This window comes from Paenibacillus camerounensis, assembly GCF_000723885.1.
In the GTDB taxonomy this organism is placed as follows: Bacteria; Bacillota; Bacilli; order Paenibacillales; family Paenibacillaceae; genus Paenibacillus_AQ; species Paenibacillus_AQ camerounensis.
This window is the reverse complement of the sequence record NZ_CCDG010000044.1, coordinates 134506-144926: the sequence shown is the minus strand read 5'-3', so window position 1 is coordinate 144926 and position 10421 is coordinate 134506. Positions and strand designations below refer to the sequence as shown.

General features: G+C 54.6%; 8 protein-coding genes and 1 pseudogene. 6 read left to right on the top strand and 3 right to left on the bottom strand.

Features of this window, described 5'->3' with window-relative positions; translation table 11 throughout:
- Together BN3772_RS17550 and BN3772_RS17545 are read left to right on the top strand one after the other, a co-directional pair.
- A pseudogene (locus tag BN3772_RS17550) lies at positions 1-1291 on the top strand (glycoside hydrolase family 2 protein); the annotation flags it as partial.
- Between the two features lie 31 nt (positions 1292-1322).
- Positions 1323-3716, top strand: coding sequence for a GH36-type glycosyl hydrolase domain-containing protein (locus BN3772_RS17545; RefSeq protein WP_042201030.1), 2394 nt, complete (start codon positions 1323-1325; stop codon positions 3714-3716).
- 192 nt (positions 3717-3908) lie between these two features.
- Here BN3772_RS17545 and BN3772_RS17540 read toward each other — a convergent pair whose 3' ends face one another.
- Positions 3909-5054 (bottom strand): MFS transporter, encoded by a 1146-nt coding sequence (locus BN3772_RS17540; RefSeq protein WP_086074634.1) that lies wholly within the window; start codon positions 5052-5054, stop codon positions 3909-3911.
- A gap of 255 nt (positions 5055-5309) precedes the next feature.
- Here BN3772_RS17540 and BN3772_RS17535 point away from each other — a divergent pair, with 255 nt between their 5' ends.
- Positions 5310-5888: a TetR/AcrR family transcriptional regulator gene (locus tag BN3772_RS17535; RefSeq protein WP_042201029.1), complete on the top strand. Its 579-nt coding sequence runs from the start codon at positions 5310-5312 to the stop codon at positions 5886-5888.
- Positions 5889-5898: 10 nt separating this feature from the next.
- Here the strand turns inward: BN3772_RS17535 and BN3772_RS17530 are convergent, their stop codons facing one another.
- Complete coding sequence (locus BN3772_RS17530) at positions 5899-6759, bottom strand: AraC family transcriptional regulator (RefSeq protein WP_042201028.1); 861 nt, start codon at positions 6757-6759, stop codon at positions 5899-5901.
- A gap of 228 nt (positions 6760-6987) precedes the next feature.
- On the opposite strand from BN3772_RS17530, the gene BN3772_RS30715 reads away from it, so the two are divergent.
- Both BN3772_RS30715 and BN3772_RS30710 read left to right on the top strand, forming a co-directional pair.
- Positions 6988-7125: a hypothetical protein gene (locus BN3772_RS30715; protein ID WP_157643616.1), complete on the top strand. Its 138-nt coding sequence runs from the start codon at positions 6988-6990 to the stop codon at positions 7123-7125.
- Between the two features lie 6 nt (positions 7126-7131).
- Complete coding sequence (locus BN3772_RS30710; protein ID WP_157643615.1) at positions 7132-7278, top strand: hypothetical protein; 147 nt, start codon at positions 7132-7134, stop codon at positions 7276-7278.
- Between the two features lie 386 nt (positions 7279-7664).
- On the opposite strand, the gene BN3772_RS17525 is transcribed toward BN3772_RS30710, so the two are convergent.
- Positions 7665-8801, bottom strand: a complete 1137-nt coding sequence (locus tag BN3772_RS17525; RefSeq protein WP_042201027.1) for a glycoside hydrolase family 88 protein — start codon at positions 8799-8801, stop codon at positions 7665-7667.
- Between the two features lie 209 nt (positions 8802-9010).
- Here BN3772_RS17525 and BN3772_RS17520 point away from each other — a divergent pair, with 209 nt between their 5' ends.
- A complete protein-coding gene (locus BN3772_RS17520) occupies positions 9011-10387 on the top strand; it encodes a hypothetical protein (protein ID WP_042201026.1) in 1377 nt (458 codons plus the stop codon).
- Positions 10388-10421: the final 34 nt, after the last annotated feature.

Sequence of the window (10421 nt, the reverse complement as noted above, 5' to 3'; positions counted from 1 at the left end):
CGCCGGGGGCACCGCCGGCGCAGGCCAGCCCCTCCCCGGGGCGCCGCTGGCGCGCCCCGGCAGGTCCGCCGCCGCGCTGGTCCGCGCCGGCGGGGAGGCCGCAGCCCTCCTGGCGGTGCTGCGGCTGCAGTACACGGCGCTGGAGGCACCAGCGCCGGAACCGGGCGCGCCAGCTATTGCGGCGCGCGCACAACTGCAGGACTTCGGCCTGATTATAGCCGAAGCCTGCATGCTGGAAGCGCCGGGCACAGCCGCGGCGCTCCGGCACTACGCCGAGGCCGGCGGGCAGCTCGTGCTGCTGCCGGCTGAGCCAGGGCAGCAGGCGGCGCTCGGCAGCCTGCTGGACCGGCCCGTGCGCGTACAGCTGCACGAGGCGTATCACCTGGCGGCGGAATATGATCACGCCGCCGTGCAGGGGTTCAGCCCTGTCGACCTGTTCGGCTTCGACAAGGTGTTTCTGTCGCCGCGCGAGGTCAGGAACCATGTGCTGGGCGAGCATAGCCTGGACATCCCGGGCGCGGATGCGCTCTGCACAAGCATCGAGGGAACAGCCTGGAAGGACTACTTCGTGCATGGCTACACCGCCGAATACAGCCGGCTCGCGCTGGTGGAGCTGAACCGCAGAAAGGCCCGACATGCAGGAACCTTCATGGCTGAAGTCAAGTTAGGTGAAGGGTCAGTAATCTGCTCCCAGCTCCTGACCGATCCCGGCAATGACAAGGCGGTCCGCCTGTATACCCGGCTGCTGGGTAATCTGGGTGCGTCCTTTGATGACGGCCTGCTGAACAGCGTGAAGGGGGACGGGGAATGGGCCGTGGAAACGATGATGGCCCTGCCCTGCCCGCCCCACATTGATTATGAAGAGATGAAGTCGTACTACATTGACCGGGAATTCTCATTAAATAATCTGGGCGAAGGCCTATACGGCTGGATGCAGAAAAAAGAGCGCCGCCCCGGTGACGGCACCCTGCGCATAGCAAATGCAGGGAATAACCGCTGGTTTCTGAGCTGTTTTGTGGATGTCCCGGATAAAGCAGGGGAGGCTGCTCAGCATTACCCGGGCCGGCTGCGGATCCACACGGACGTACCCTATGAAATCTACCTGAACGGTGAGCTTGCAGCTGAGCCGGAACGGGAGCTTACGCTGCAGACCGGGCTTAACCGGCTGATAGCCATCCTGCAGGGAACGGGCGGAGACCTGGCGTTCGGCCTGACCTTTTTGAACCCGGACGGCAGCTATATGAAGGGTCTGGAATACCGTCTGACCCTGGATGAGGTCGAGCCGAAATAGCATTATAACATGACTAAGGAGCTGAAGCCCGGTGAAGACGGAGCTAACCAGACATGCCGATCCGAAAGATTATTATGCCTTCAGGGATGACGAAAAAGAAGTAGAATTCAAACGGCATGACATGCCGACACCTTGGATGAACTATCTGTCGAACGGCACCTTTCATACGATGATGTCGCATGCCGGCGGGGGCGTGGCTTTTTACAAGTCGCCCCAGATCTGGCGGATTACACGCTACCGTTTCTTCCATCTGCCGATGGACCGTTCCGGCCCGTACATCTATGTGCAGGATGCCAAGACGGGCAGCTACTGGTGCCCGACCAGCGAGCCCGCCCTGGATAAGCCCGAGGAATGGAAAAGCGCCCACGGGATGGGCTACACCCGCTTTGAGGCAAAGCGCGGCGGTATCGCGGCCCGGACGGTGTATTTTGTCGGACCGCATGAGAATTCGCTGATCTGGAATCTGACCCTGACTAATGAAGGGACCGAAGCGAGAGAGCTGAAGGTCTACGCCTACGCTGAATTCGGGATGATGGAATTTATGCGTGAGCTGCAGTGGCAGTGCTACAATAAGCATCAGGTGTCCGTGCAGTATCATGAGGCTGGGGCGCTGGTCTACCGGTACGGGGTAGAAAACCAGCCGAAGCCTGAGGAGACGCCGCTTGTCTATCTGGCTGCGGATACTCCGCTTGCCGGCTATGACGGTGACCGCGAGGAGTTCATCGGCAGCTACCGCAGTGAAACCAATCCGGCGGCAATTGAGAATGGCGGCTGTACCGGATCAACGCTGCTGGGCGGTGACCCCTGCGGCGCGCTGCAGTTCAATGTTACTCTCCAGCCGGGAGAGAGCCGGACGATTAATGTGTTTCTCGGTACGGCGGCGGATGAGGCTGAGGTGTCACGGGCTATATTCCATTCCAGGGAAGCCGGATTTGTGGAAGCCTCCTTCCAGGCGCTGCAAGAGAACTGGTCAGACTACTTAGGCGCCTGGGAGAGCAGGCTGCCGGATCAGGATGCCCAGCGGATGATTAACATCTGGAATCCTTATCAGGCGCACCGTAACTTTTTATTTTCGCGCAATATTTCCTTTTACGCGACCGGAACGTTCCGCGGTGTAGGCTACCGGGATACGGCCCAGGATATACTGGCGGTTGTACCTTTTGATACGGAGCTTGCTTTTGACAAGCTGAAGCTGCTGCTCGGCCAGCAGTACAGGGACGGGCATGTGAACCATTACTTTTTCCCGAACGAGGGCTGGGAGCCAGTAACGAGCATTCATTCGGATGACCATCTGTGGACGGCGCTTTCGGCCTGGGACCTGCTGGCGGAGACAGGGGATGCTGCGTTCCTGCAGGCAAATGTACCTTATTATGACGGCGGTGAGGGTACGGTGTATGAGCATTTGCGGGCAGCCATCGATTTTACGGCCTCACAGCTTGGCTCCCGCGGTTTTCCGCTGATGCTGCGCTCGGACTGGAATGACCAGCTGTTCCGGGTCTGCCGCGAGGGCCGCGGCGAGAGTATCTGGACCTCGATGCAGCTCGGAACCGTACTGCTGCGGATGATTGACCTTGCTGCGGCAGCCGGATACCCGGAGGACGCTGTCAGATATGGGACAATGTATGAGAGCCAGCGTGAGCTGGTCAACAGTATCGGCTGGGACGGCCGCTGGTTCCGCCGGGCAATCATGGATGACGGCCGGTTCCTCGGCAGCGATGAACACGACGAGGCCAAAATCTGGCTCAACACCCAGACCTGGGCCACCATCTCCGGTATGGCAGACGTGGATAAGGGAATTCAGGCGATGGACAGTGTGCGGGAAATGCTGGACACCGAGCTCGGCATCAAAAAAATCCACCCGTCGATCACCACCTTCCCCGATCCTGCCGACCCTTTGACCAATTACAACAAGGGAACCGGAGAGAACGGAGCGGTATTCTGCCATGCCAATACCTGGGCAATTATAGCGGAATGCCTGCTGGGCCGCGGGGATCTGGCTTATAAATATTACCGCCAGCTGCTGCCGAATGTAGCCATGGACAAAGCGGGCTTGTGGCGCTACAAAGCGGAGCCTTACGTCTATGCTTCCAACCTGTTCGGGCCGGAGTCCGACAAGTTCGGATTGGCTAATGTCTCCTGGCTGACCGGTACCGCTGCCTGGATGTACGTGGCTGTTACCCAGTATATTCTCGGGGTAAAGCCGGTTTTAAATGGTCTGTCCATCGACCCGTGCATTCCTGCGGACTGGGAAGGCTTCACGGTCAAGCGGCGTTTTCGTGGCTGCGTCTACGACATTAGTGTTACCAATACGAGCAGGGTCTGCAAAGGCGTCAAAAGCATCACCGTTGACGGCGAGCCTGTAGAGGGTAATGTGCTCCCGGCCTATCCCGGACGGTCATCCGTCAAGGTTGAAGTCGTTTTGTAGAAAAAATAGGCTTCTCATTAGGCGGACTACATTCGGTGTTAAACATACCCGACGGCTACAGCTTTCATTAAATACCTTTTACTATACTTCCGTCAGGAGTAATAGGCACATCCACCGCCCTTAAGCAAAATGGCTGCTCAACCCTTCCATTTGCCTAAGGGCGGTTCTTTGTGATTGCTGCCTGTTATATTATTAACGTCTGGTTATAGCCCAGATTAGTAGAGCGGTTGCACTTACACCGGCTCCGAGCCAGCATACTCCGTTCCACCCGGCATAGGCGTACATGCCTGTTGCGGCAATAGAGCCGGCGGAGCTGCCGATCGAATAGAAGATCATATAAGCGGCGGTTAGACGGCTGCGGGCCTCAGGACGAACATTCAAAATCATACTTTGATTCGTAACATGCACCGCCTGAACGGCCAGGTCCAGAAGGAGGATTCCAATAACAAGTGCGGCCAGGGAGCGCTCCGTATAGCTGATAGGCAGCCAGGAAAAGAGGAGCAGGACAAGCGCAATTCCGGTTGTGATCTGTCCATATCCCCGGTCGGCCAGCCGCCCGGCACGGGTTGCCCCCAATGCCCCGGCGACTCCGGCTAAGCCAAATGCTCCGATGGCAGAGTGAGAGAGTGACAGCGGAGGCTGGCTGAGCGGTAACACCAGCGAAGTCCACAAAATGCTGAAAGCGGCAAAAATGAACATGCAAAGCAAGGAGCGGACACGTAAGATACGCTCTTCTCTATACATGCCCAGAACGGAACGCAGCAGCTGGAAATAGGAAAGCGGGGTTCTCCGTTCCTCCTGCGGCATGATCCGCAGCAGCGTTAATGAAATTGCAAGAATGCAGACTGCGGACAGAAGATAGACCGCACGCCAGCCTGCCACATCCGTGAGCACTCCTGCAGCAGATCTCGCCAGCAGAATACCAATGACAATACCGCCGGTCACGATTCCAACCGTACGCCCTCTTTCGGAGGGGGCGGCTAACGTTGCAGCATAAGCAACTAATGTCTGTGTAACAACGGCCAATAACCCCACAATGGCCAGGCCCCCCAAAAATACGCTGACATTCGGCGCAAAAGAGATCGCGGTTAAAGCAAGCACGGATAAGAACATCTGGCCGGGAATCAGCAGACGCTTGTTAAGAATATCGCCAAGGGGCACCAGTAAAAAAAGGCCTAACGCATAACAAACCTGTGTAACCGTGATCACAATACCAACGGATGAAGGGGCAATAGCGAACTCCTCCGCGATGACATCCAGCAGCGGCTGGGCGTAATACACATTGGCAACAGACAGCCCGCAGGCTATGGCGAATAATAAAGTTACACTACGCTGCATTGAGGCAGGCCGTCCGGCAGTTGTGCCGGGTTTCCCCGCTTTTTCGCTAATTTGCAGCTTACCCAAATGGTTTCACACTCCTCTTATGATAAGCTTACTTTACAGTATAATATACTAAAAGGTACAAAAAGCATGGAATAAAAATAACCCCTTTAATAACTATAGTCAAGGCAAATTTCAAGGGGGGTTTGACAATTAAACCGCGTAATTATAGAATTTTTAATATACCAAGTAGTATGATATGGAGGGTGAACAATGGTCCGGCTCAGGGAGTTTGATGAGGAAAAGGTGCTTCAAGCGGCGATGCGCGTTTTTTGGGAGAAGGGCTATGAGGCGGCTTCTATTAACGATTTAACTTCGGCCATGGCGATTCAGCGGCCCAGTCTTTATTTAGCTTTTGGCGATAAAAAACAGCTGTTCGAGACCACTCTGCGCAAGTACACCCAATGGCACGCGGCGGGTATACGGAAGAAGCTTGAAAGCAACAGCTCTGTCCGGGAAGCCATTCGTGCTTACTTCGAAGGTCTAGTTGACGAGGCGTACGATGGGGAGGGGAGCATGGGGTGCTTTTGCATCAATACAATGGTCGAGCTGTCGCCTCATGATGAGAAATTTGAAATTATTACGCGGGAGCACCAGATGTACCTTGCCGTACTGTTTCAGGAAACGATTGAGCGCGGAATCCGGTCAGGCGAGCTTCATCAAGAGACGAATGCCAAAGCTCTGGCTCAAAGCCTCGTTATATCGTTAATCGGAATCACGGTATTGCTGAAGTCCCGGCCCGACCGTTCTTTTGTCGATAATGCGGTTGAGGTATCGTTGTCCCTTTTGTAATGAGCTTCGTTCAGCGGATGCTCTTTCTGTATTTCTCGGGTGAAGTTCCCTTTTGCTTTTTGAACATTTGGCTAAAATACGACGGAGAATAGCCGCCCACCTCCGCTGCAATTTCCTGAACAGATCTGGTGGTGTTGGCGAGCAGAATACTGGCTTCCCGTACACGCCGCTGAATCACATATTCAGACAGGGTGAATCCGGCATAATCCTTAAACAAATGTGAAATATGGTACGGTGACAGATGCATCGCGGCAGCCAGCGTCTCCAGGCTGAAAGGCTCTTTATAGTGTTCGTCCAGCCAGCCGGTAATTCGTTCTACATGCGAACCTCCGCGTGACTGGTTATTGAAGGTCTCAGGCAACACGCCGGACATGTTCTTTTGCAGCAGCCGGATTAACTGGAGCATCAGGAGTCCCGTATTCTCTTCCCTATCCGCAGCGGAGTTATTGCCGGCGTAATGCAATTCCTCCAGCACAGCGGCAACCGGCGTATTTTGCATGTCATATACAACCGGCCGCTGCAGACTCCCCCTCCACAGGCTGCGGAAAAACTTCTCCAGTAAAGGGAAAGCCGTAAGATAACGCTCCAAAAAACCGGGATCAAAGGTCAGATTGGTCCGGATATACGAATGGCCCTGGGCGGCCGGAACAAGTACACGGTGCAGCTGATAAGGCTGAAACCAGACCAGGGTATGATCCCGGATCGGATACGTCTGATTCTCTGCCATAATCTCCCCATGGCCGCTATAAATGTACAGCATCTCGATTCCCCTGTGCGCATGAAACCAATGGGCTTCCGCATCCTCAACCTTATATTTGTACATAAACAACCCGGGCTCCAGCCCCTGGGGCAGATAATCGTTCCTGTTCATGCAGCGCTCCCTCATCAACCATTATTACTTTTAGTATAAGTAGCCGTCCGGCAAAAAGAAACCGTTTCATTTCCGCGCTCAAGTAACTATGCAGCTCCAAGTAACCAGGTAAAAGCTGACCGTCGCAATAGAGGCAAAAATGCCTCTGATTCCGGCGGATGAAGGGAAATGGGCAAAATGAGAGGCAAAAGTGCCTCTGATTCCGGCGGATGAGGGGAAATGGGCGAAATGAAAGGCAGAAATGCCTCTGATTCCGGCGGATTAGGGGAAATGGGCGAAATGAGAGGCAAAAGTGCCTCTGATTCCGGCGAATTAGGGAGAATGGGCGAAATGAGAGGCAAAAATGCCCTTGATTCCGGCGGATGAGGGGAAATGGGCAAAATGAGAGGCAAAAGTGCCTCTGATTCCGGCGAATTAGGGAGAATGGGCGAAATAAGAGGCAAAAGTGCCCTTGATTCCGGCGTATTGGGGAAAATGTGCGAAATGAGAGGCAAAAATGCCTCTGATTCCGGCGGATGAGGGAGCTGTTGCTCCCAGCCTCCATGACTAATTACTCCTAACTAACTATCGAGCCTACCTCTCAGCTAAACTTTGACATTGTTGCCAACCGCCCTCACACACGCATTAAGAACCCTGCCAACTCTACACCTATGCCATTCGCCAGCTCACCCGCTCAAACTCACCCGACGTACTCGCCAAACTCACCCACCTGACACTCACGTGACATGCTCGCCAAACTCACCCGCTCAGCACTCCGTCCGACGAAGTCACTAAACTCACCCGCTCAGCACTCCGCCCCATACTCTCACCAGACACACCCACCAACTCTCCACCAAATCCAATCATCCATCCCCTGACTAGTCCCCAGCCAGCTCCCCGTGCCACACTCCTACCTACCACGCCCCCTAATCCTGCCGTCCGTACCAATACCCCGGAAGTCCCTGCTCCAGGCGCAGCAGTGCCTCCAGGAAGAAATAGTCGCCCCAGATCATGAAGTCGTCGGGGGAGGAGTTGCCTCTGACAGAATAGGAGCCGTGGCGCAGGAAGCCTTCCTCGTCCGGGTTCCCGGCGGTGAAGTAGCTGCTGATCAGCGAGTCCATCGACTGGTTCACCGCTTCGTTTAACAGAGCGCGGTCCGGGTCGCCTTCCGGGAGATGGTCCAGCAGCTCAAGTACGCCGCACACAAAGATGGCTGAGGCCGAGCTGTCACGCGCTGTGCCTTCCTCCTGCGGGGCATCGAAATCCCAATAGGCGACATGATCCTCAGGGAGATGCTCAAGGAAGTAGCGGGCCAGCCTCCGCGAGGTTTCCAGGAAACGCTCCTCACGCGTATAGCGGTAAGCCAGCGCGAAGCCGTAGACGCCCCAGGCCTGGCCCCGCGTCCAGGTCGATCCGTCCTGGAAGCCCTGCGCGGTTCCGCCGCGGATGGCATTTCCGTTCTCCTGGTCAAAATAAAAGGTATGGTACGAGGAGTCATCCCCCCGCACCAGGAACCGGCGGCTTTGGTCGGCTTGAAGGGTTGCACACTCAGCATACCTGCGGTCTCCGGTCTGTTCAGCTGCCCAGTAGAGCAGCGGGAGATTCATCAGGCAGTCGATGATAATCCGCCCGCCATTGTCGCTATCGCCTTCCGGTCCCCAGGCCTGGAAAATCTGCGGCTCAGAACGCCAGCGCTTCATCAGCACATCGGCGGCCTGGAGCGCCAGCAGGCGGGAGGCTTCATCGTTGTCAACGATCCACCGCGCCTTGGCGGACAGGGAGTAGAGAAAGCCAATATCATGATGATCCAGCTCTTGGTCTGCTTCCATACGCTCGCGGAAGGAATCCACCGTCTGGATCGCTGCATAATAAAGCGCGGGATCCTTGCTGTATTCATAGCTCAGCCACAAAATACCGGACCAGAAGCCCTCCGTCCAGTTGGTCTGCTCAGTCAGATGATATTTGCCGCCCTCCATACTGACAATAGGAAAGCGGTTACCGAAACGCTCCATGTTAAGGCGGGTAGTGGCCAGCGTCTGTTCAATTACAGATTTCAAGTTCATGCTAGAAAACCTCCTAGTATCGCTATATTGTTCTTAACCTCATTATAATTCTGATATGGTATCGGTTTGTTGTGTATTTGATTAGGTTTATTGCGGTTTGAGCATTCCCTGACTAAAGATTGTGAAGACAATCCCTTTGTCTTATGGTAAAAATTACTTATGCTGATAGAGCTGGCCTACATAATGTTATTAACCACAAGGGGGAGCAGATGGAGAAGGTTAATCGAAGCATCTCTATAATTTTTGCAGCCATCATGTTAGCCGCTGGAGTATACTGGGTAACGCATGCCACCAGCTGGACGGTTATGGGGACTGCGGGCGCAGTCGCCTGTTACGGATTGTTCATGATGACCGGACTGCGTGCAATCCCGGCATTAACCGGATATATTACAGCCGGGAGGAATCCGCAGTATTCCAGACTGGAGGATACAAAGGATCTGCGGAAGAAGACATGGACCACAATTATCGCCTGGGTGCTGATTAGCCGGGGGCTGATGCTGATCGCCGCCTATGCTTTTCTAATAATAAAAAACGGATATACCGGAAGCCTTGGCGACTATTTTAATCAGGCCTGGCATGTTACAGGAATCGATGCGCCTTCTTATCTGGGCATTGCCGAGAACTGGTACGTGACGGAGGGAGATCCCCGGTTCCATATTGTCTTCCTGCCCTTTTTTCCAATCCTGATTAGGGTAGCTTATTTCTTCACAAACAACTATCTTGCTGCAGGCTATGCCGTATCCAATCTTTGTACCATTGCCCTTGCACTGGTTGCTTATGAACTTGCTGCGCTGGATATGAACAGGAAAGAGGCTCTCCGGGTGGTAAAATATATCTTTATTTTCCCTGCCGCCTTCTTCTTCCTGCTGCCGATGACCGAGTCTTTATTCCTGCTGTTATCGCTGCTGTCCATCTACCTGGCCCGCCAGAAAAAATGGCTGTTCGCCTGTCTGTGCGCCGCTCTGGCCGGATTTACGCGTTCTCCGGGGGTTCTGCTGGCAGTGCCGATTGCGATCGAGCTGTGGCGCGACCTTGCTGAAACCTACAAATCTGCCCATAAAAAAGCCTTTAAGCGCAAGCTTGCAGCCGCCGCCGGATGCCTGGCAATTGTACCGCTTGGCCTGCTGGCCTATCTGTACATCAATTACGCTGTGTACGGAAACGCGCTGCAGTTCAGCATTTACCAGCGGGAACACTGGTTCCAGCGGCAGTATCTGTTTTTTGATACAGTAAGGTACCAGATGGAGTATGCGGTAGGCAAGTTTAAGGAAGGGGACAGCCGCAGCTTATTCGGGCTCTGGCTGCCGAATCTGCTCGCAATCTTCACAACACTTTATGTGATGCTAAGAAGCGCTAAGAAGCTCCATCCCTCCTATACTGCTTATATGATTGTATATTTTGTATTTGTGACCGGGCCGACCTGGCTGCTGTCTGCACCGCGTTATCTGGCCGCCGCCTTTCCGCTGGCCTTTGCCGTTGTTCTGCTTACGAAGGATAAGGCTAAGGACACTGCAATAACGGGTTTATGTATAGCAGGGAGCCTGCTGTATCTGGCGCTGTTCGTATGGGGGTATCCGATTTATTGATGTTGCCGCAGGATTAAGAAAGAAATCAGCTGGA

Bases quoted from the DNA above. Each gene is read 5' to 3' on its own strand.
- BN3772_RS30715 (WP_157643616.1), top strand. From the start codon at position 6,988: ATGAAAGGCAGAAATGCCTCTGATTCCGGCGGATTAGGGGAAATGGGC.
- BN3772_RS17530 (WP_042201028.1), bottom strand. From the start codon at position 6,759: ATGAACAGGAACGATTATCTGCCCCAGGGGCTGGAGCCCGGGTTGTTT.
- BN3772_RS17520 (WP_042201026.1), top strand. From the start codon at position 9,011: ATGGAGAAGGTTAATCGAAGCATCTCTATAATTTTTGCAGCCATCATG.
- BN3772_RS17535 (WP_042201029.1), top strand. From the start codon at position 5,310: ATGGTCCGGCTCAGGGAGTTTGATGAGGAAAAGGTGCTTCAAGCGGCG.
- BN3772_RS30710 (WP_157643615.1), top strand. From the start codon at position 7,132: ATGGGCAAAATGAGAGGCAAAAGTGCCTCTGATTCCGGCGAATTAGGG.
- BN3772_RS17540 (WP_086074634.1), bottom strand. From the start codon at position 5,054: ATGCAGCGTAGTGTAACTTTATTATTCGCCATAGCCTGCGGGCTGTCT.
- BN3772_RS17525 (WP_042201027.1), bottom strand. From the start codon at position 8,801: ATGAACTTGAAATCTGTAATTGAACAGACGCTGGCCACTACCCGCCTT.